16 protein-coding genes and 2 rRNA genes (1 of these 18 cut by a window edge) are annotated in these 20,676 nt (G+C 55.9%); 4 read left to right on the forward strand and 14 right to left on the reverse strand.

All coding sequences use genetic code 11. The features are described 5' to 3' along the window. A 23S ribosomal RNA gene (locus tag H7846_RS03770) occupies positions 1-2,374 on the forward strand; it begins 572 nt to the left of the window's first position. Between the two features lie 129 nt (positions 2,375-2,503). Then, positions 2,504-2,620 (forward strand): 5S ribosomal RNA (gene rrf / locus H7846_RS03775). Positions 2,621-2,734: 114 nt separating this feature from the next. On the opposite strand, the gene H7846_RS03780 is transcribed toward rrf, so the two are convergent. The 3 genes from H7846_RS03780 to H7846_RS03790 form a co-directional block, all read right to left on the reverse strand. Continuing rightward, positions 2,735-3,148 carry a VOC family protein gene (locus H7846_RS03780; RefSeq protein WP_186695200.1) on the reverse strand — a complete coding sequence of 138 codons (414 nt, stop codon included), beginning with the start codon at positions 3,146-3,148 and terminating at the stop codon, positions 2,735-2,737. A 53-nt stretch (positions 3,149-3,201) separates the two neighbouring features. Then, entirely contained in the window at positions 3,202-3,912 is a 711-nt protein-coding gene (locus H7846_RS03785) for a DUF899 family protein (protein ID WP_186695201.1), read from the reverse strand. A gap of 103 nt (positions 3,913-4,015) precedes the next feature. Further along, complete coding sequence (locus H7846_RS03790; protein ID WP_186695202.1) at positions 4,016-4,393, reverse strand: MGMT family protein; 378 nt, start codon at positions 4,391-4,393, stop codon at positions 4,016-4,018. A gap of 217 nt (positions 4,394-4,610) precedes the next feature. Between H7846_RS03790 and H7846_RS03795 the strand changes: the two genes are divergently transcribed. Next, on the forward strand, positions 4,611-5,015 hold the full coding sequence (locus H7846_RS03795; RefSeq protein WP_186695203.1) for a hypothetical protein: 405 nt from the start codon (positions 4,611-4,613) through the stop codon (positions 5,013-5,015). 82 nt (positions 5,016-5,097) lie between these two features. Here H7846_RS03795 and H7846_RS03800 read toward each other — a convergent pair whose 3' ends face one another. The 10 genes from H7846_RS03800 to H7846_RS03845 form a co-directional block, all read right to left on the reverse strand. Then, positions 5,098-5,625, reverse strand: a complete 528-nt coding sequence (locus H7846_RS03800) for a hypothetical protein (RefSeq protein ID WP_186695204.1) — start codon at positions 5,623-5,625, stop codon at positions 5,098-5,100. Between the two features lie 408 nt (positions 5,626-6,033). Next, positions 6,034-7,323, reverse strand: coding sequence for a hypothetical protein (locus tag H7846_RS03805; protein WP_186695205.1), 1,290 nt, complete (start codon positions 7,321-7,323; stop codon positions 6,034-6,036). Positions 7,324-7,383: 60 nt separating this feature from the next. Then, complete coding sequence (locus H7846_RS03810; protein ID WP_186695206.1) at positions 7,384-9,261, reverse strand: gamma-glutamyltransferase family protein; 1,878 nt, start codon at positions 9,259-9,261, stop codon at positions 7,384-7,386. Between the two features lie 328 nt (positions 9,262-9,589). Next, positions 9,590-11,110, reverse strand: a complete 1,521-nt coding sequence (locus H7846_RS03815) for a sulfatase-like hydrolase/transferase (protein ID WP_222597544.1) — start codon at positions 11,108-11,110, stop codon at positions 9,590-9,592. Positions 11,111-11,278: 168 nt separating this feature from the next. Continuing rightward, entirely contained in the window at positions 11,279-13,249 is a 1,971-nt protein-coding gene (locus H7846_RS03820) for a DUF4097 family beta strand repeat-containing protein (RefSeq protein WP_186695207.1), read from the reverse strand. 5 nt (positions 13,250-13,254) lie between these two features. Beyond that, positions 13,255-14,430, reverse strand: coding sequence for a B-box zinc finger protein (locus H7846_RS03825; RefSeq protein ID WP_186695208.1), 1,176 nt, complete (start codon positions 14,428-14,430; stop codon positions 13,255-13,257). Further along, positions 14,427-15,377 (reverse strand): zf-HC2 domain-containing protein, encoded by a 951-nt coding sequence (locus tag H7846_RS03830; protein WP_186695209.1) that lies wholly within the window; start codon positions 15,375-15,377, stop codon positions 14,427-14,429. Before H7846_RS03830 ends, H7846_RS03825 begins: the two co-directional genes overlap by 4 nt. Positions 15,378-15,410: 33 nt before the next feature. After that, complete coding sequence (locus H7846_RS03835) at positions 15,411-16,229, reverse strand: RNA polymerase sigma factor (RefSeq protein ID WP_186695210.1); 819 nt, start codon at positions 16,227-16,229, stop codon at positions 15,411-15,413. 59 nt (positions 16,230-16,288) lie between these two features. After that, positions 16,289-16,819, reverse strand: coding sequence for a superoxide dismutase family protein (locus H7846_RS03840; protein ID WP_186695211.1), 531 nt, complete (start codon positions 16,817-16,819; stop codon positions 16,289-16,291). 81 nt (positions 16,820-16,900) lie between these two features. After that, entirely contained in the window at positions 16,901-18,256 is a 1,356-nt protein-coding gene (locus H7846_RS03845; RefSeq protein WP_186695212.1) for an energy transducer TonB, read from the reverse strand. A gap of 109 nt (positions 18,257-18,365) precedes the next feature. Here H7846_RS03845 and H7846_RS03850 point away from each other — a divergent pair, with 109 nt between their 5' ends. Then, complete coding sequence (locus H7846_RS03850) at positions 18,366-19,943, forward strand: tannase/feruloyl esterase family alpha/beta hydrolase (protein ID WP_186695213.1); 1,578 nt, start codon at positions 18,366-18,368, stop codon at positions 19,941-19,943. 18 nt (positions 19,944-19,961) lie between these two features. Here the strand turns inward: H7846_RS03850 and H7846_RS03855 are convergent, their stop codons facing one another. Further along, positions 19,962-20,591: a thymidine kinase gene (locus H7846_RS03855; RefSeq protein ID WP_186695214.1), complete on the reverse strand. Its 630-nt coding sequence runs from the start codon at positions 20,589-20,591 to the stop codon at positions 19,962-19,964. Between the last annotated feature and the right edge of the window lie 85 nt (positions 20,592-20,676).

Here is a 20,676-nt window from a genome sequence, read left to right on the forward strand (position 1 = left end):
CTACAAGCAGTGGGAGGACTATGCCCGCAAGGGAATGTCTGACCGCGTGCCTATTGCATAATGAGCCGGCTAGTTATTCTTGTCAGCAAGGTTAAGCGTGAGCGAGCCGCAGCGAAAGCGAGTCTGAATAGGGCGTTAAGTTGGCAGGAATAGACGCGAAGCGGGATGATCTACCCTTGGCCAGGTTGAAGGTGGGGTAACACCTACTGGAGGACCGAACCGGTGTTTGTTGAAAAAAGCTCGGATGAGCTGAGGGTAGGGGTGAAAGGCTAATCAAATTCCGTGATAGCTCGTTCTCTCCGAAATAGCTTTAGGGCTAGCCTCGGGTGATTTGGATCGGTGGTAGAGACATGATTGGACTAGGGGGCTTTCCGGCTTACTGAATCCAGCCAAACTTCGAATGCCGATTACAACCAGCTCGGGAGTCAGACTGTGGGGGCTAAGCTTCACAGTCGAGAGGAAAACAGTCCAGACCGCCTGCTAAGGTCCCCAAGTTACAGTTAAGTGGGAAAGGAAGTCGGAACTCTCAGACAGCCAGGAGGTTGGCTTAGAAGCAGCCATCCTTTAAAGAAAGCGTAATAGCTCACTGGTCAAGAGGTCCGGTGCCGACAATACAACGGGGCTAAAACTGTACACCGAAGCAGCGGATGCACACTTTGTGTGCGTGGTAGGAGAGCATTCTCACAGCGATGAAGTCAGACTGAGAAGACTGATGGAGCTTTGAGAAGAGACCCTGCCGGCATAAGTAGCGATAAGGAAGGTGAGAACCCTTCCCGCCGAAAGTCTAAGGTTTCCTGAGGAAGGTTAATCCGCTCAGGGTTAGGCGGTCCCTAAGCCGAGGCCGAAAGGCGTAGGCGATGGACATCCGGTTAATATTCCGGACCTCCCAACTGTCGTTTGACGATGGGGTGACGCAGAAGGATAAGCAGGACCTCCTATGGCTATGGGGTTCGATGCGCGTAAGCTGGTTTCTCTAGGCAAATCCGGAGAGACTTAACAGTGAGGCGCAAAGCAGTAAGCCGAATGGCTGAAAGCTGCTGATTTCACGCTGCCAAGAAAAACCTCTAAGGAGATAAGTTGGGAACCGTACCACAAACCGACACAGGTAGACGAGGAGAATATCCAAAGGCGCTCGAGTGAAAGCTTGTTAAGGAACTCGGCAAATTAGACCCGTAACTTCGGGAGAAGGGTCGCCACGGGGGTTTATAGCCCTTCGTGGCCGCAGCGAAATGCGAACGGCGACTGTTTAACAAAAACACAGGTCTCTGCAAAGTCTAAAACGACGTATAGGGGCTGACTCCTGCCCGGTGCCGGAAGGTTAAAGGGAGAGGTTAGGGCGCAAGCTCGAAGCTTCGAACTGAAGCCCCGGTGAACGGCGGCCGTAACTATAACGGTCCTAAGGTAGCGAAATTCCTTGTCGGGTAAGTTCCGACCTGCACGAATGGAGTAACGATCGTTCGACTGTCTTAACGAGTTGCTCGGCGAACTTGTAGTACCGGTGAAGATGCCGGTTACCCGCAGCTAGACGAAAAGACCCCGTGCACCTTTACTATACTTTTACAGTGGGTTACGGCAATTGCTGCGCAGGATAGGTGGGAGGCTTTGATATCAGGTTCTCGGACTTGGTGGAGCCAACGGTGAGATACCACCCTGCGATTGTTGTGATCCTAACCTCCTCCCGTGATCCGGGAGAGGGACATTGTAAGACGGGTAGTTTGACTGGGGCGGTCGCCTCCTAAATTGTAACGGAGGCGCGCGAAGCTACACTCAGGTCGTTTGGAAATCGACCGTCGAGTGCAAAGGCATAAGTGTGGTTAACTGCGAGACCTACAAGTCGAGCAGATGCGAAAGCAGGCCTTAGTGATCCGGTGGTTCTGTATGGAAGGGCCATCGCTCAACGGATAAAAGGTACGCCGGGGATAACAGGCTGATCATTGCCAAGAGTTCATATCGACGCAATGGTTTGGCACCTCGATGTCGGCTCATCACATCCTGGAGCTGTAGAAGGTTCCAAGGGTTAGGCTGTTCGCCTATTAAAGTGGTACGTGAGCTGGGTTCAGAACGTCGCGAGACAGTTCGGTCTCTATCTGCTGTGGGCGTAGGAGATTTGAAGAGGGCTGTCCTTAGTACGAGAGGACCGGGATGGACGAACCTCTTGTGTTCCAGTTGTCTTGCCAAAGGCACGGCTGGGTAGCGAAGTTCGGTTGTGATAACCGCTGAATGCATATAAGCGGGAAGCACGCTCTAAGATGAGATCTCCCAACCCAAAAGGGAAATGAAGGGCCCAGGAAGACCACCTGGTTGATAGGCTGGAGGTTGAAGCGCAGTAATGTGTGTAGCTTACCAGTACTAATCGCCCGTTCGGCTTGTCCATAGAATTTACTCTGCGCAGTGAGTATCATTCGCGCTAGAGATTCTCAACACAAGCCATGTAGTTATAACTAGCTTGAACACTCAATCTATTCAGTTGTGAAGTATCGCGCGAGCGACATTTCGACAATTTGCCGGTGAGTTTACCGCGAGGGTCACACCCGTTCCCATCCCGAACACGGAAGTTAAGCCTCGTTGGGCCGATGGTACTGCACGCGTAAGTGTGTGGGAGATTAGGTGATCGCCGGCATAATTTTGAAAACCCCATCTTCGGATGGGGTTTTCTGTTTTGAGCTATAGGTCTTTTCCTCGGATAAAGGAATAGATGTTGCGGTGTAGTGTGAGAGCGTGACTCTTTGGACCATTACGCTTTATCTCCAGGATTCTTGCCGGATGCAGTCTCGCCCGGATAGTTGAAGAAGAGCTGATTGCCGTCGGGGTCATCGACCACCAGGAGCTGGTAACCCCATGAACCTTCCTTGACCGGGACGCCTCTTGCCTCGAACTCCGCACGAAACGCGTCCAACGCGGCGATCTGGGCCGCGTGTGTGTTCTGCTCGACGTTCATGGAGATGAACATCAATCCCTTGCCGACCTTCTCCGGCCACTGGTCGGACAGGATAAGCACGCACCCCTGCCGCTCTACCTGAGCGACACGCACTCTGCCGTCCTCCTCGTAGCGCCAAGGGCTGGTGAAGCCGAGCTGACTCATGTAAAAGCGGAGCGACGCCTCAATGTTCGTTACGTGTAGGACGGGCCGCGCGAACCAATCTGTCATATGCTAGCTCTCCCCGAAGTGGCATGTTGTGTGAGTATGCCGGCTTATTTGATCTATATAGGTTGCGCGTATTCGAGTTTGGGATACCAGTCTTTCCCTCGTCCTTCCGGGGTGAGATCAAGAATCCCCCAGAGTGGATCGGGGTCTGGAGCCCCGCGACCGTCCTGGCCGGGATCGGCCATTTCATTGCTCATCTCCCCAGCCCAGAAGTGGTAGATAGAGCCGTCACGGCGAGTAAAGACATTCAACGCAGGCACATCGCCATCTTCTGCATTTACGTATGTGCGGGTGTAATCTCCTTTTGTATCGGAGTAGAGAGGAAGGTTTCGCCAACCGCGGTCTTTCTTGAAATCGAGAAAGCGTGCGATGGGTGAACGGGCAGTGACAGCGAGAGCGACCCGTTCTCGAAGATTTCTTGCGGTGCCGTCCCATGAGGTGAGCATCGCGGTGCACATCGGGCATGCGTGCTGGCGTTGCGGGCCAAACATCATGCTGTAAATGACAAGAGTCTGTTTCTCTCCAAAGAGATCAGAGAGACGGACGGCACCGTGTTCACTCTCAAAGGTGTAGTCTTCAGGAATCTTTCCGCCGAGCGGTAGGGAACGCCTCATCTCAGCGACACGCTCGATGTGGCGGCGTAGTTCGATCTCTTCGGTGAGCAGTGCATTTCGAGCCTGACGATATTGGCTGGTTTCGTTGGGGAAGTGTGATTTATTCTTTGCCGCAAGTTCTGTTGCAGGAGTCAGAGAGACATGACTGGCCATTCTATTTCTCCTTTGAGGTGCTCTTTTGAGGAGTCTGAGTAAGGATATGGAAAGTGTGTGACCTTGTCTGTCTAGTTCGTCACAGAATGTTTTGTTGTAGCTTTTACTTAAGAGTCTCCCAACTGCGCAAGGGATGTTCGTAGATCTTCATGTCAATGCGTCGACCGCGAAACTTCACGCCTTCGATCTCAAGCCGAAGGCGTTGTTCTGCAGCGGCTTCTCCGCGAAGTTTAATTTCGCCTCCAGCGCCGACGATGCGTTGCCAGGGGAGGCCTTGGAGTGGAGCATTGCGCAGTAAGCGGGCGACGGCTCGATGATAAAGCGGATAGCCAGCTGCAGCGGCGATCTTGCCGTAGGTAGAGACCTTTCCTTTAGGGACTGAACGGATGATGCGGCGAAAGGCTGTGTCACGCTGCTCATTTTTTCGCAAGCTGTCCTTGAGGATTCTTCGCTTCAGATTCTGAGGGACGGCAGGGCGCATGGTGAGAATGTATCAAGTATTCAGGCTGAATCGACCTATAGGCGAAGATGAACTTTGTTTTTCCAATGATTTTGAGATATGGCATGGGCAAACCGCAGGCCCTTCGACTTCGCTGCGCTCCGCTCAGGATGACACTCTCTTGGAAAGATCAATTACTTGCGCTCTATATCTCGATCCGGCATGGAGACATGTGTCGGTAGAATGCCTGTAAGGAGCGATGATGCAGTTATTGCTGGCGGTAGGTGTTCCTGAGGCATGCATGGTGGGAACCTTTCATTCTCATGGCTGGATCGCGCTTGCGATTACAGTTGTCGGGTTGATGGGGGCGATCTATTCGTTGGCGATGGGGTTCCGGTGGCTTCGCGAAGAGTCTGATTCAAAGAGACAGAAGAGAGAGCTACCAGACCGGCGGACAGCGAAGGGCTGGCTTCTTGGTTTGTGGGTTTTGCTTCCTCCTGCATGGCTCTATGTTGAATCTATCTTTCTTTATCGACATTACGGTAAGGCGGAATGCTTTGATCAGTTTCGGTATGCGCAGGAGCTGGTCTCAAAAGGGTGGATCGTTCTGGTTGCTGTTCTCGGTTTTCTTTATTTCGGCAGAGAGATTCTGCGCAAAGAATAAGCAGTGTTCTTCGAATGTTCCCACCTCATGTCGCTTCGCCCCATGAAGGGGTATCCAGGACCCGGCCAGGAGAAATTTCTCCTCACTCGTTAATTCCTGAAGGTTCTGGCAGTGATTTTGTTTCGGCTGAGTTGGGAAGCCGAGGAAGTTCATCTTGATACTCCACGGATGAGTTGAAGGGAATCGGTTGACGAGGAAGCACTGTGTAGGCGTTGGTCCATGCGAGGTGAAGGCCATCGTCGGTGGTCGAGACTTCGCGGACAATCTCTTCCTGCTTCGGTTTCGGCGCAAGGCGCGTGATGTTGATCGAGGCAAGCTGTAGTCCGTAGAGAAGAGCCTTTGCCTTCTTCTCATCGAGCACTCCTACGGCCAGTGCGTTGACAACGGCAGAGATTGCAACCTGAACTGATTCGGCGTCTTCAAGCGCATGGAGCTTGATATCGAAGACAGGCATCATGCTTCTTTCGGTGGTTTTAGTGAAGCGGTAATTTTTGTGGCGTGCGTGGAGGCGATCATGGAAGAAGCAGTAGTTGCTGCCTTCCATCTGAGGAGACTGGCACTGTGTTCCGTTCGTTTTCAAATGACGGCATAGCAGTACTTTCACTTTCATGGCATACTCCTTTGATCGAGGGGGCCCCCTGGGTCTTGATTCAGCAAGTTATTTCGTTACAATGATTTGCGTGGTTTTGGCCGCGTAAAATATTGAAAATAGGCTATTTGAATGCCAAAATATTGATTCTAAAAGGGAAAACCCCAGCCTCTTCCGGGCTGGGGTTTTTCATTTTTTGATTCAATTCCAGTATATGGGAGGAGAGGGTATGATTCTGCAATTTTAAGTTGGTTTATGTCATTGATATTGAGTGGTTTATGAAAATGGAGGGCTTGACAAGCGTTTTGTGAGGGACAGCGGTTGGGATGATAGAGAGGAGGGCGTGGGGCATCCTATTCAACATTTCCTCAACGACTAAAACCGCTCCCCCTTATGCCGCGCATGGATCGGGCACCTGCAATTGTTTGGTTAAGGATTCAGCGTGTCGTTCTGCGCAAAGCCCTTCTCCAGCTCGCGTCGCACTTCAGGAGTGTCTTTCCGCACACCGCATCGCCCGAAGCTGAGTGGCGAGTCCTTGGTTACGAGTTGAGTCCTATCGTCATTCCCGATGGCAAACACGATGTATCGTCTTCCGGGAACCATGTGTTCGGCTTCGCTGGACGGCAAGTCATCTATTTCCCAATAAAGATCGTTGGTACTTACGATCGTGCCAGGCAGCCAGGGAGCAGGCTCCTTGAGTGAATTAACAACCCTTACCGTTGCGGCCTTGCGATACTTGCGATCATCCTCCTGATTCTTAACGATCTTCGTCGAAAGCGCCTCGACGGACAGAACATAGCGGGCGTCCCGCGCCTGCGCCCAGACAGGAATTTTGCTGCAGGGTATGGGCTTTGGCTCAGAGTATTCGGACAATGGGCGTTCTTTTGGAAACGGAACAGTGGGACCGGATTCGTATTCGCTGTCATAGAGGTGCCATTCTTCGGCCGCAGGCAGCAAATCTACAATCCGTGCACAAGGATGAAACCGGGTAAAGCAGGAAAAGTCATACGAGGTCAAACGCTCGATCTCGGCAGGTGGGGTACGGGTGGAATAGTAGACAGAAACTATCTGGCAGAGGACCTTGCAGCCACCAGGCCTACCTACTTTGTAGTATGGATGTCCGGCGAGACTCTCATCGCCGCCCATAAATAAAAACCAATTCTCTAGTGTCCGATGAAGCCGCTGGTAACTCCCAGCGCCAACGGAGAGGGTCCAGTCAAAGTCGTCGAAGGTGAGAATCGTGTCGGCATTGGTAACCCTTTTCATCCTCTTTCTTGGAACGCTAACGGCCATCGCAGTGCTTTCCCTCCAGATGGTCCCGTCGCGAACAGTAAAGGAGGCATGAAACACTGAGACGCGTCCACCAAACCATTGATAAAGATTCAACCGGTCGTGTCTGAGAAGCCAAATCAGCCACGCATGCGAAACATGGCGGCTATAAGAGGCGATGCTGGCTAGCTCGATCTCATACTTGCAGCTTGCCGCCGTGCAGCTTCCGTCGTAATAACCCCACGCTCCCCAGCGATGCATCAACCGCTGTGCGTCGGCCCAGGTGCTCTGGTAGAGGCGGATCTGGTGCATGTCCGCCAACAACCGCTCGGCACGCCAACGTAACATTCGTTGTTGAATTTGTACCGCTAGAAAGGTCAGAAGCACAAAGGCGAGAAATAACCCACCCACCAAGCAGACAATGCGTACAGCCCACTTTCCAAGGGTCATATTTGGAGTTAGACACCGAGGGCGATGGAAATGATCCAGTGTTGGCCATCATTCCTGTGACTAATATGTCAGCGCGATAGCGTCGCAGCGCATCTCGGTGGCGGCTGCATAGACTCTCTGGTCTCCGCTGTGGCGGAGTTCGATGCACTCGTAGCGGCCATAGCCTCCGTCGGAGGGGCCGAGCGGATAACCAAGATCAGCAAGGGCCTTGCGCGTAGCTTCGGGGACTCCGGATTCAAGGTGCAGGATGCCTTTGGGGCCGAGACCTGCGGGATCTTCTCCCATCGATTGCGATGAGCCTTCGTGGTGCCAGCGCGGGCTGTCGCCTGCAGCAGTGATGTCGAGACCGTAGTCGACGCGATTGACGATGATCTGGGTTTGGCCTTGTGGCTGCATATCGCCACCCATCACTCCAAAAGACATCCACGGCTTTCCATCTTTGCAGGCGAAGCCGGGAATGATGGTCTGGAAGGGGCGCTTGCCGGGAGCGTAGAGATTGGGGTGTCCATCCTTGAGGGAGAAGAGCTGGCCGCGATCCTGGAACATAAAGCCGAGGCCGTCGGCGACGAGGCCGGAGCCCATACCGCGGAAGTTGGACTGGATCTGCGAAACCATCATGCCGTCGGAGTCGGCAGTGGTGAAGTAGGTGGTGTCGCCATGCGAAGGAGCCTGGCCGGGATAGATGGGCGTAAGGATTTGGCCGGGCTTGATGAGTTTCGCTCGCTCGGCGGCATACTGCTTGGAGTTGAGCCACTCGATCGGGATCTTCGTAAAGTGCGGATCGGCGTAGTAGCGTGCACGATCTTCATAGGCGAGTCGCTTGGCTTCGATCTGGGCGTGGAGTGAGGCGGTGGACTGGAAGCCCATTTGGCGCAGATCAAAGTTCTCGAGAATGTTGAGCATCTGCAGGGTCGCCAGTCCCTGGGTGTTGGCGGGCATGGCGTAGACCTGAACGCCGCGATAGGTGGTGACGAGGGGATCGAGCCACTCGGCATGTTGCGCTGCGAGATCTTGTCTCGTCATCCAGCCGCCGATTCGTTTGAAGTACGCCTCGATGGTATCGGCGATAGGACCGTCGTAGAAGACGTCGCGTCCGCCTTGCGCAATGAGTTTATAAGTATGGGCGAGATCGGGATTGCGGAAGATCTCGCCTACTTCGGGAGCCTTGCCGTTGGGAGCCCAGGTGTGGAGTGCGTTGGCGGTCTCTTCAACGCCGGAGCCGGGACGAGTGAAGGCGGCAAGATTGCGCTTGATGTAGAAACCGATGCACTGAGGGACGGGAACTCCAGTGTCGGCCATGTGGATAGCAGGCTCGAAAAGCTCGGCCCACTTGAGTTTTCCGTAACGTTGATGAAGCGTCCACCAGGCGTCGAGTGCACCGGGAACAGAGACGGTGACAGCTCCAAGACGGGGTAGAGCGCCATTGACGGCGCGCGAGCGGGCGGTTTCGAGGGAGAGGCCTTTGGGAGAGCCGCCTGAGCCGGCAAGGGCCATGACTTTGGATTGTTTCGGGTCCCACAGGAGGACATAACAGTCGCCACCGAGGCCGGAGCTAACAGGCTCGAGGAAGCCGAGGCATGCGTTGGCGGCGATGGCGGCATCGGCGGCGGAGCCTCCGCGCTTGAGGATGTCGATGGCAGCCATCGTGGCGAAGGGATGCGCTGTTCCTGCTGCTCCGTTGCATCCCATCACAGAAGAGCGGGTGGCGAAGCTGGCCCCAGAGACGCGGTCGCCGGTGTGGACATCGGGGCGGATGAAATGCTCGGCACCTTCAGGCTGGAACTTTGGAAGCTCGGCTTGTGGAGAGTCGCTGTTAACCTTTGCGGGGCGGTTGGAATTGGTGTTGTTCTTGTTGTCAGGAGCGCCTGATTTCTGTGCGATCGAGAGGGTTCCTGCGGCGGCGAGGGGCAGCGATGCGATGAAGGAGCGACGGCGCACGGGCTTTCTCCTTGAAGTGCGAAAGATGATGATCGCACAGTCTGGCAAACTTGTGCGTTTGGTAAGAGCTTTCAGGACAGGCTCTTCGATTTCATCCCTGCGTGATTTCGTTCAGGATGACAAGAGCATGGGTAGAGAAGCAGATTTCTCCACTCCGGCTCTGTGGGCCTTCGGTCGAAATGACACATTATCGGGGAGGGAGACGCAGATCCCTTCCAGGGCAGGCTCGCTCTGACTCGCGAATATCCACTCATGTCGCGATAGAACCGCTCCATGAATGGGGCACCTGGCGATCATCCGTAGAGTCTGGGTTCGATGCGAATGCGAGTTATCTCTGGCTCAGCGCCTGTAGCCAGGGGCTTGCAGGAGTGGCCAGGGCTTGTCGATCGAGATTCATGCCGTCGTGTTCGGGTACGGTGTAGGTCGCAAAGAAGATCTGTAGCTGCCGACTTAATTTCTTGATAAGGACGGCGTATTCTGGCTTGGTGTAGAGGTTCTCTGTTTCACGAGGATCTGCCTTGAGATCGTAGAGCTCGTTCGGGAAGCTGACCCCACGATAGGGATAGCGAAGAATGAGTTTGTATCCATCCGTCCGAATCATTCGCGCATTCCCATATTCACAGACGATTGTGTTGCGTTCGAGCGTGGTTTTCCCGCGAAGGTGGCTGAGATAAGACATACCGGGTGAGTTGATCTTCTGCGCAACTTCAGTGGCGGGCGTGGCATTCGCTACTTCCAGCAGAGTGGCAAAGAGGTCGCAGTGATTCACGGGGAGTTCAGAGGTGAGTCCTTGCGGAATGGCTCCGTTGGGCCACGACAGAGCACATGGAACGCGAATCGATTCTTCGAGGAAGTTTTGCGGGATGGTGGCGTTGCCTTTCTCCCACATGCCGTGGTGTCCGGCGTTGAGCCCGTGGTCGCCGGTATAGATGACGAGCGTATTGTCGAGCTGCCCGCGTGATTCCAATTCGTCGAGGACTCTTCCAACTTCGCAGTCGATAGAAGAGGCAGCAGCGTAGTACTGCTCGTGCTTTGCTCGTTCCTCGGCAGGATTGGAGGAGACAGGAAGGATGGTTTTTCCGTGAACGCTGTTGAAGGTTTCGTGCGGAATGTCGCGGAAGGTCGCATCGTTGTATTGAGCGACGAGTTCGTTTGGCATCTGTGTGTGCGGAGAGTGCGTATCGGTGTAGCCAACAAAGAGGAAAAAGGGCTTGTTCCGAGTGGATGGATTCGATCCGTGGTCGCGAAGGAAACGAATGGCCTGATCGGTGAGCAGAGGAGACTGAAGGCCTTCGGCGGTGACGCGCTTTCCATTGTCGGAGAACTGCTGCGCACCGAAGTGGGGATACTGATTAACCCAGTAGCTGTACCAGGAATCGAATCCAGGGTGAGGTTCGCGCTCTTCTCCACAGTGCCATTTGCCGACGAGTCCGGTGTGATATCCGGCGTCATGGAGTAGCTCGGAGAGGAGGGTTTGTCCCTTGAGCCAGGGATAGGCGTAGGCCTGTTTCGTCTCTTCGATCCAGTCGTGGATCCCGTGTTGCGAAGGCATGCGACCGGTGAAGAAGCTGGCGCGCGCAGGCGAGCAGACGGGGCAGGTAGTAAATGCGTTCTTCATGAGGACACCGCTCTGGGCGATGCGGCTCATGTTGGGAGTGCGGACCTCAGAGTTGCCATAGGATTGCTGCAGCCATTGGCCGTGATCGTCTGTCAGAAAAACGAGGATGTTGGGCCGTGACGCAGATGCGGACCTCTTCGTCTGAGCAGGAAGAGCAGCGGCATTTTCTGTGGTAGTGACAGAGAGTGCAGCGGTCGCGCTGAGTGATTTAAGAAATTGTCTGCGTTCCACGCGTGTCCCCCCGATCTTTCTTTGACGTAGCTATGCTATCGGAAGATGGGCGGAAGGTCAGACAAACGCAGATTCCTTCGACAAACTCAGGACAGGCTCTTCGACTTCGCAAGCCGCAAAAACACGGCTTGCTGCGCTCAGGATAACAACTATTTTGAATAACGTCGGCTAGCGGTTACGGGCGGCATCGCGATCGGCGGCTGCCTTGTCGGCGTCGCGTTCAGCCTTACTCAGGATCTTATCGATCTGTGACTGGGAGAGCGCACGGCCGCTGGGGCTGGTCGCGGTGCGTGTGCCATCGGTGCCGATAGAGATGCGAGTTCCATCTTTGCCGCGGTAAAACCTGGAGCCATCCGCGTTGCGCGTGTAGTGGGTTCCGTCGGCTCCCTGGTAGATGCGTGAACCGTCAGCTGCCGTGGTGAGGCGAGTGCCTTTGTTGATGTATGTGCTGGAACCGTCAGGGCTGGCGTTGATGCGGAGTCCGCTCTTGTCAATGATGACCGAGGTCCCGTCGTTGCCCTTGATGTTGACGCCGTTTCTACCCACGACGACGGATGAGCCATCGTTATCGTGGATCGAGATAGGAGGAGGCGGTGGAGGCGCAGGCGGAAGCGGCGCGATGGAGGCCTTCTTGATGGCGATGTCCCCATGGCTAGTGGTGATACGAACCAGTGGGCCGCCCTTGCCAATCGTGCCGTTATAGCTCTTGTGATTGCTGTCGTCTGAACCCTGCTGCTGAAGCGAGAAGTCGTTTTCGAGGTCGCCATCGTTGGCATCGGCCTGTACCGAGAAGCTGGCCTTCTCCGGCATGGTCAGGTTGACGGAGCCGTTACGGTTCTCGACGGTGATGTTGCCAGCGGGCGGGGCACTGGTCAGGTCGATGCTTCCGTTACGGTTGGTAACTGAAATGTCGCCGGAGACGCGCTCAAGGTTGATGTCCTTGTTGCCGGTGGCGAGCGTGTAGGGGCCGACGATACGATCGCCGGAGATATCGGAAGAACTGATCTCCGTTTCGCCATCGAGCCGCGCAAGACGAAGGTCGGTGCGGCTGGTGTGGAACCGGATATCGCCGGTGATGCGCTCCAGGTGAGTGGTTCCGAAGAATTCGCCACTCATCGAGGCCGGACCGGAGATATCGGAGAGGGTGAGATCGCGGGCGCGACCTTCGATCGTGACAGCGCCGGTGATGCTATGGGCCGAGACGGAAGAATCGCCGTTGTTGATGCGCGTGTCGATGGGGCCCGTGATCGCTGTCAAGGAGACGTCGCCGTGGTTGGAGATGACGTTGACGGGCGCCTTGATGGAGGCAATATGGACATCGCCACGATTGGCCGTTACGTTGACAGGAGCCGTTGCAGGCACGGTAATGCTGAGATCAGCCCGGCCACCGTCCATCGAGGGCAGTGTGAGCTTCAAGGTGGAGCCATCGGGTTCGAGCTTGGGAGAGAGCTGCTCGGCGCGTCTCTCAGCTTCGGAGTCGGAGCGGGTGTAGACCTGTTTGTGGACCTGAATATGGATCTGGTTATCGTCGCTGGTGCCGGCAACGACGACGTCGCCGCGAGGGCTGTTGATATCGAGCTTGGTCCCGGCGGTAAAAGCCTGGGTGAGGCTCTGATCGCTCTCGTGTTTGTCGCCGAGGAACTCGTCCATGTTGTCGGGATTCAGATTGAAGCTGTGACGGAACGCTCCCTGGTGAAAGCTTCCGAAAATCATTCCCAGGAAGCCGATCAGCAGCAGTAGAGCGAAGACTCCACCACCGAGCGAGCGGCGTCGAAACTGCGGCTCGCCATCGTGGAAGTACCGGTCCCATCCCCACTCGAGAAGCATGACCGCACCGACACCGATCAGCAGCAAGGGCCACCAGTGTCCATACCAGGTCCAGAAGAAACGGGCCGAGATGTGGCCGGTCTGGATGAGAAAGAAGACGATTCCGATGGAGATGATCAGGAGCGGACCGACGATCGAGCTGCGGCGATTCGCGCGAAACTGTGCACGATAGGCTGCCTGTTGTGCGCGAACATACTCTCGCTGCAACCGGGCCTGATCACGCATGACACGGCGCTGATAACGCCAATCTCCCTGAGGCGGAGGGACCTGGGGGCCGGGGGGTGGTGGATAGGGCGGGGTCTGGTTTGCCATGTCGTTCAGCGCCCTTCCTGGTCGGTGGAGTTGTCCTGAGTTGGAGGAACGATAGAGGTTGAAACCGGTGGCGTGGCAGGCGGCACCGGAGGATAGACCGGCGCTCCGGAGGCCGGGTTGTACATGGTCTTCTCGGCGAGGATCATTACGCCGGCGACGATGATAAAGAGCGGCCAGCTGCGTCCCCACGAGAGGATGTCAAAGGAGGAGAGCAGAAACAGAACGCCGACCAGAATGACCCAGATGGAGCCTCGAAGAGCGGTGAAGAGGCGAACCCGGTAGAAGGCGGTTCCATCGTCGGCCAAAGTGCCTCCCATAGAGGTCATCTTGTGGACAAAGAGCCAGACGCCGAGCCCGATGAGAAAGAACGGGAAGAGCCGCTGCACGGGGAAGCCGTGAAAGAGTCCTACGTTTCCGACCAGGAAGAGGGCTCCCAGGCCGATGAGCCAGATGGCTCCTGCAGGAAAACGGTTCCGCGGGTAGCCCGCATTGGGGTCAAAAGCTGGCGGAGTCACCACATAAGGTGCGGAATACGGCGTGTTGTACGGAGAACCGCCGGTAAAGGTGTCCGCGGGGGCACCCCAGGTTGCTCCTGGAGGAGGGTAGCTGGCTGCTGGCGGAGTATAGGGCGCGGCGGGAGGCACCTCGGAAGCCGTTGTGCCGGAGGCCGGTTGGCTGGATGGCCATGATTTTCCAAAACCGAGGCGATCACCCAGGTCATTGAATCCGAATGGGTTGGGAAGAGCGGTGCCGTCGCGTCGGGCGCGAGCTGTCTGATAGGCCTCAAAGACTTGGTAGATCACCCAGCCAGCGACGAAGAGTCCAAAGATGCCATGTTCGTCCGAGAGGCTGACGAGGACGGCGAAGATGATGAGGTGGACAATTCCTTTGGCGTACTGGCCGTTGTACATGGCGCCTACACCGGGGATAAAGCCAAGCAGAGCAGCGAGTCCGGGGTTCGGTTCGCCGTTGGAAGGGGGCTGTCCGGCGGGTGCTCCTGGAGCGCCGGTCGGCGGAGGAGTGTAAGAAGAACTCTGTGAACCTCCGCTAATCCGTGCCTCAAGACAAGGTTCGCAGAAAACGGCGGTACCGACGACGCGGGCGCACTCCTGGCAGAGAGCTTTGCCGCAGTTCTGGCAGAAGGCGATTCGTTCACGCTCTGGATGATTGGCGCAGTTCATGCCTGTCCCCCTTGCTCAATGGTGTTGAATATTATGGGAGTAAAAATAACAACAAAGGCTTGCTTTGGCTCATGACCGGGTCGGGGGGAAGATCCGGTCTGAGAGAAAGAATGTGATTCCGCGAGCGATGCGGTGAACTGCCGGGAGGGTTCGGGCCCAAGGGTACGGCTGCTGCCGGAGCGCTGACGAGAAGAGGGCTTTTGCTGGTTCTTCTGGCGCTGGTCGTTCTGGTTCTGATCTTGTGAAGGAGCATTCTGCGAGGGAGCCGGTGCAGTGTTGACCGGGGCCGAGGTGTCACTGTCACGCTGCAGATCGCGGACGCGAGACTCTAATTCATAGACAACACGTAGGTTATCGATGGAACGGACCACTCGGGCGTTGGTGTCGTAGAAGCTGCGCTTGATGCTGGAGGGGGTGAAGTCGCTGACGCGGAGCTGCGTGATGCGGATTCCAGTCAGGTTGAGCGTGAGTGCGATCGAGAAGAACGCCATCGCCGCCGTCATGGCAAGACGGGGTTGCATCAGCGCCTGAGCCAAAGCCTGTGGCCGGAAGGCGTTCCGCATACGTTGCCGGAAAGAAATCACATTGGCTCTGCCATAACTTGCTGGAGCAGAAGCAACTGTTGCAAAGACCGGTTGCCCCAGAAGGGTATTGGGCTGTGCTGCCGAAAGCTCCGCGAGTGGGCCGGTTGTGGTCAGGATTCGCTCTAACAGAGCCGCGGAGGGTACCGGCCGCGCATCGTGCAGCTTGCTGAGCAGGTCAGCTCCCAGCTTGGCGTCGATGAACATGCGGGAGCAGTCCGGGCAAACAGAGAGGTGGCGGTCGAAGATGGCCTGGTCCTCAAGCGAGAGGGTCCGGTCAAGGGCGTCGGCCAGCATGGTCTCGCACTGAGCGCAGTGATCCGGGTCCGGAGACCGGGAAGGCTGCTTGCTACCGAATTGATTCATCTCTGCCACCTGAAACCACCTCGCTCCCTATCCTTACATCATCTGTTGTTTTTCTATACGTTGTAACAGCCTTGCAAGTTCCCCGCGACCACGACTGATGCGGCTTTTTACGGTCCCTTCGGGGATGCGCAGAACCTGTGCAATATCTTTGTAATCCATGTCTTCAAGGTCCCGAAGGATAACAGCCTCGCGCAGTTCTGGGGAGAGCTGTTTCAGGGCGCTCTGAATCCGGGTCTTGAGTTCGAGAGAAGCAAACTGCTGCTCCTGAGACTTGCGCGTATCAGCCAACCGCTCAGCCATGGTGGGTCCATCGTCTTCGCCATCGAGAGTTGCATCGAGAGAATCGGAAGCGCGATCGAGCCGGGTGCGGCGGAAGTGATCAACGAGAAGGTTGCGGGCCAGGGTTGTGATCCAAGTCTGGAAGCTGCCCTTCTGCAGGTCGAAGCTGGAGAGATTCTTATAGAGCTTGAGGAAGACATCCTGAGTGAGGTCTTCGGCATCGGTGGAGGATCCAGTAAAGCGATAGCAGATCGCATAGATACGCCGATGCTGCGAGACGACGAGCTGCTGCCATGCCTGGCCGTCGCCGGCGATGCATTGCCGAACCAGCCGGTTTATGGCTTCCTGTGCCGCATCTTGTGCAGAGTCGTGTCCTGGCGTGCGCTCCAATGTGGCCTCAACCGATTTCGGCGGTTGTATGAGTTTACCGCGTGAACCAGTTGGAATCGCAGGAATAGACTTTGGGTTATCCGGGGTGAAACGGGCGGTGTTCGCGCGGAGCGATCTCGCGCGAATGGTCCGGCCAGTGATGCGGTGGCTCGGGGTAGGAAGCGCAATGGAAAGGACGCCCATGCGCAGGTATACGCAAGGGCGTCCAGATAGTTCAATCGAAGAGATCTGTTATTTACAGGCTATTTAGGGGCCACAATGACACCACAGGCGATACGGTTGCCAGCGTTGCCGGTGGGGTCGGTCTTCATGTCGTCCGCTTTCTCATGGACCATGATGGAGGTTCCACCATTGGCGAAGAGGGAATCGGAGGCGGTGGGGTCGAGCGAAAGATAGTCGACCTTGAAGGTTGATGAGGCAGTGCCATCGGGGCCGACTGCAACGTTATGGGGTAGGTCGCCGTTGTGATGTCCCATGGGATTTTCGATGCCATGCTTTTTCTCCGCAGGGTTGAAATGGCCACCGGCGGTCTTGAAATCGGGCGCATCGCAGACAGCGTGTTCATGGATATGAACTGCGTGGTCTCCTGGGGGAAGGTTCTTCAGCTTCAGCTTGATGACGACGCCATTCTTCTTGGCTGGGCTGAAGCTCGCAGTTCCGGCGTCCTGACCGGAGCTGGTCTTCAGGGGAACGGTGATGCCCCCTTTGGCCTTGGCAAAGGCTGCGGGCGTGACGGCGAGGCTGACGGCGAGGATTGCTGCGGAAATACGCATCGTGCTTTTCTCCTGAAAATGGTTCGCTGATGGTTCAGATGCCCAGAACGCGTGGAGGGGGCCAGTAGCAAACAGAATAACTTAGAAACCGCCCGCCGCATTGAAGACCACCGTGATCATGGTATTCACCTCCACTGGGATGCCATCTAAAAGGTACGGCTGGTACTTCCACTGCTTGACGGCATCGAGCGCGGGTTTTGTGAAAGAAGGATTGGATGATTCGATCACTACGACACGGGAGACGGAGCCATCAGTGGCAATTTTGGCGTAGAGGTAGACCATGCCCGAAAGGTGCTGCACTGTAGCACTCGCCGGGTATATCGGCTTTATCTGTGAAAGAACATGGCGTCGTAGCTCATCCGTCGATAGAGATACAGCTGCGAGATTTTCTGGCTGATTTTTGATTGTCGTTTGAAAGGGTAATGTGTAAGGGCCGCTGATTTGGATCGGATCTCCTGCCTTGGTTTTGGCTGTTATCCATAAAAAATGGAGCACTTGTTCGCGAGCAAACTCGTTGAGTCGCGCGTTGTCGGAGTTCAATACGGAGACCTCTTTTGTCTCTCCCAGGTTATCTACGGATACAAGCAGTGTGATATTGCCAGATGTTTTGCCCTTTGGCACGGATGGCCATGCAATCTCGCCGTGGGGCTTCGCCATTTTCTGGACAGTTGTAGCCGCAATCGTGAAGGAAGCAAGTGGATTGACGTCAACTGCTGAGGCTGGCGTTGCAAAGAAGTCTTCCTTCTCTTTTGCTGGTTCCAGAAGCTCGATGTTTCCGACGAGCAGAGTATTCAGAAGACGCGAGATGTAGAGGTGCGGAACGAATTTGTCGCCGAAACGCTGGTAATTGTTGAACTTCATCTGATAGTCGGGACCGGTGATTGTGGGGAGGAGAACATCTTTGGTGTTGGAAAAGCATAAAGTGGCGAACGGAGCGGCAGTTTCGGTGAGATGAATATTCACTGCCGCACAAGCGACTGGGGGTACGCCAGGGCTAAGTTCCCTTTGTTGCAGGTGAAGTCCGGGTTGTGCCCACCGGTTCGCGGGAACCGGATCTTCGATTGCCGTGACGAACATGGAGAGCCACTGAGGAAAGTAGTCTCCGGTTGTCTCATAATGCAGCCCCGATGCGTTGTGCGTGGTGACCTGGCGCAAATTGGGCGCGGTGACGATGCGCTTCCATAGTGTCGGAGAGAGCCAGTATTCTTCGATCTCTGCCTGCCTAAACGAGTTCTCATCGAGGACGTCACGAACCTTGAGCTTGATATGAAAAGGTTCTGCCTTCGGCGCAGTGAGCGAAGACCTCGCCAGTGCCTTAGGAAGAACATCGGCAAGTGGAATGGAGACGAACTTTTGGTTCGGATTTGCCGGTGTCTGTGGAGAGAGGAAGGTAGAGGAAGACAGCAAGATGACCCAAACGAATGCGGCGCGTGGCATGGCTGCCATTATTCGAAAGCGTGCAGCGAATGACAAGAGAAATGGATTCTTACATTTATAGAGCACGGGATGTGGTGTAATTTAGCCGCGTCGAATCGGAGGATGGACGATGAAGTATTTCCTGTGGGGAATGGTGGCAGCGAGTTCGGTGTATCTACCGGTGTGGGCGCAGCAAACTGTCTCGGCCACGCGGTGCGATGAGATGACAGCGGTGGTGTTGGAACATGCGAAGGTGGTCGAGGCAGCTCCAGCGGTGGAGGCCGACCTTGAGGCGTTGAAGGTGAGGGATGTAGCCAGTCTTCCAGCCTTCTGCCGTGTGCGGATCGTGGATACACCGAGTGAGGACTCAGAGATTCATACCGAGGTCTGGCTGCCGATGACGGCATGGAACGGCAAGTTGCGGGCCCAGGGCAACGGAGGTTTTGCCGGAACGATCTACTACGACGCAATGGGAGAGACGATTCGCCAGCGTTACGCGACGGTAGGAACTGATACGGGGCACACTGGGGGCAAACCAGAGTTTGCATTAGGGCATCCGGAGAAGGTGAAGGACTTCGGCTGGCGCGCCGTACATGACATGACAGTCGAGGCTAAGACTTTGATTGAGGCGTTCTATGGCAAGCCGCAGCAGAAGGCGTACTTCACCAGCTGTTCGGATGGTGGGCGCGAAGCGCTGATGGAGGCGCAGAGATTTCCGGCTGATTATGACGGCATTCTGGCAGGCGCGCCAGCGTACAACTGGACGGGACTGATGGTGGGGGCGGCGGAGAATACGAAGTGGATGCGAGCCGACGCGGCGAACTTTCTCCCGGCAGCGAAGGTTCCGGCGCTGGGTGCTGCAGTCAATGCAGCCTGCGATGCTAAAGATGGCGTGAAGGACGGTATTATCAACGATCCGCGCGCGTGCCACTTCGATCCTGCGGTGATCCAATGCAAGGCGGGAGACGGTGAGAGATGTCTCCTGCCTGCACAGATTGAAACGGTGAGGAAGATCTATCGCGGGCCGGTGGATGATGCGGGAAAGGTGGTGCTGAAAGGATTGGAGTCGGGTGCCGAAGACGGGAAAGAGGGATGGGCGCAGTGGATCTCGGGCGATAAGCCGGGGTCGAACATGCCGTTCTTTGGGGAGGGCTTCTATGCGAATTTCGTATACAGCAAGCCGGAGTGGAGCGCGAGCGAGTTCGACTTCGACCGCGATTACAAGCTGGCTCTGGAGAAGACGGCGGCAGATCTGGACGCGAAGGACGTGGACCTTGCACCGTTTGTTGCGCGAGGCAACAAGCTGGTGATGTATCACGGATGGAATGATCCGGCGATTCCGGCGACGATGTCGATCGATTACTACGAGGGTGTGGTGAAGAAGGTTGGCGAGGAAAAGGCGGAAGACGCGGTGCGCCTCTACCTGGTGCCGGGGATGCAGCACTGCGCGTTCGGGCCGGGAGCAACGGAGTTTGGTCAAGGGATGGGACAGCGCAGCGATGCGAAGCACGATATCTTTACAGCTCTCGAGCAGTGGGTGGAGAAGGGAACGGCTCCGGACGTGTTAACGGCTGAGAAGAGCGAGGGCAAAGGTGCGGAGCGCAAGGTGGTAATGACGCGTCCGTTATGCCCTTATCCGCAGGTGGCGAAGTACAACGGGAAGGGGAACAGCAATAAGGCGGAGAGCTTTACCTGCGTAATGAAATGAGCTAAATAAATGCTGCGCTCAATTCACGGCGGGTAGTTCGAGTTGCTCGCTGTGCTGTTCGTCGACGTAGGGTTGGAAGTGTGCGCGGCAACGTGCCTCGTAAAGTCCTGCGGCTCCGACGACGACGAGTTCCTGGCTCTGGCCGAGGCGTTGCGTGTGAATCGCAGGCGCACCGCAGGTCATACAGACCGCGGAGAGCTTCATCACTTCATCGGCGAGCGCCATCAGATTGGGTACGGGGCCGAAGGGCTCATTGGCAAAGGTCGTGTCGAGCCCAGCAAGGATGACACGCTTGCCGAGATGAACGAGTTCGAGCGCGAAGGGGATAAGGTCGTGGTCGAAGAACTGGACTTCGTCAAGACCGATGACGTCGACTTCGTGAATCCTATTGCTGGCGAAGAGCTCTTCGCGGAGCCGGTCACTCGATGGCGGGATGGTAGCTGCATCGTGCGTCTGCGAGCTATGGCTGGCGATGGAAGTGCGGTGATAGCGGAGATCAATATCGGGTTTAAAGCAGGCGACGCGCTGGCGAGCGATGCGGGCGCGCTTGAGTCGGCGAATCAGTTCTTCGGATTTTCCGGAGAACATTGGCCCCGTGATGATTTCGAGACGGCCGATCTCGATGCGGCCTGGGAGAGGAGTGGTCATGGATACAGAAAGAGCCCTCGTTTGTCGCTTTGTTGGTTATCGTAAATGGCGGTAACGGAAACCTTCGGTGGATAACGTGGGAGAA

Origin of the sequence: Edaphobacter sp. 4G125, assembly GCF_014274685.1 — a bacterium.
Classification (GTDB): domain Bacteria; phylum Acidobacteriota; class Terriglobia; order Terriglobales; family Acidobacteriaceae; genus Edaphobacter.

What these genes read in the sequence shown, in the direction of transcription:
- H7846_RS03780 (WP_186695200.1), bottom strand. Translation starts at nt 3,148, where the DNA reads ATGACAGATTGGTTCGCGCGGCCCGTCCTACACGTAACGAACATTGAG.
- H7846_RS03785 (WP_186695201.1), bottom strand. Translation starts at nt 3,912, where the DNA reads ATGGCCAGTCATGTCTCTCTGACTCCTGCAACAGAACTTGCGGCAAAG.
- H7846_RS03790 (WP_186695202.1), bottom strand. Translation starts at nt 4,393, where the DNA reads ATGCGCCCTGCCGTCCCTCAGAATCTGAAGCGAAGAATCCTCAAGGAC.
- H7846_RS03795 (WP_186695203.1), top strand. Translation starts at nt 4,611, where the DNA reads ATGATGCAGTTATTGCTGGCGGTAGGTGTTCCTGAGGCATGCATGGTG.
- H7846_RS03800 (WP_186695204.1), bottom strand. Translation starts at nt 5,625, where the DNA reads ATGAAAGTGAAAGTACTGCTATGCCGTCATTTGAAAACGAACGGAACA.
- H7846_RS03805 (WP_186695205.1), bottom strand. Translation starts at nt 7,323, where the DNA reads ATGACCCTTGGAAAGTGGGCTGTACGCATTGTCTGCTTGGTGGGTGGG.
- H7846_RS03820 (WP_186695207.1), bottom strand. Translation starts at nt 13,249, where the DNA reads ATGGCAAACCAGACCCCGCCCTATCCACCACCCCCCGGCCCCCAGGTC.
- H7846_RS03825 (WP_186695208.1), bottom strand. Translation starts at nt 14,430, where the DNA reads ATGAACTGCGCCAATCATCCAGAGCGTGAACGAATCGCCTTCTGCCAG.
- H7846_RS03830 (WP_186695209.1), bottom strand. Translation starts at nt 15,377, where the DNA reads ATGAATCAATTCGGTAGCAAGCAGCCTTCCCGGTCTCCGGACCCGGAT.
- H7846_RS03835 (WP_186695210.1), bottom strand. Translation starts at nt 16,229, where the DNA reads ATGGGCGTCCTTTCCATTGCGCTTCCTACCCCGAGCCACCGCATCACT.
- H7846_RS03840 (WP_186695211.1), bottom strand. Translation starts at nt 16,819, where the DNA reads ATGCGTATTTCCGCAGCAATCCTCGCCGTCAGCCTCGCCGTCACGCCC.
- H7846_RS03845 (WP_186695212.1), bottom strand. Translation starts at nt 18,256, where the DNA reads ATGCCACGCGCCGCATTCGTTTGGGTCATCTTGCTGTCTTCCTCTACC.
- H7846_RS03850 (WP_186695213.1), top strand. Translation starts at nt 18,366, where the DNA reads ATGAAGTATTTCCTGTGGGGAATGGTGGCAGCGAGTTCGGTGTATCTA.
- H7846_RS03855 (WP_186695214.1), bottom strand. Translation starts at nt 20,591, where the DNA reads ATGACCACTCCTCTCCCAGGCCGCATCGAGATCGGCCGTCTCGAAATC.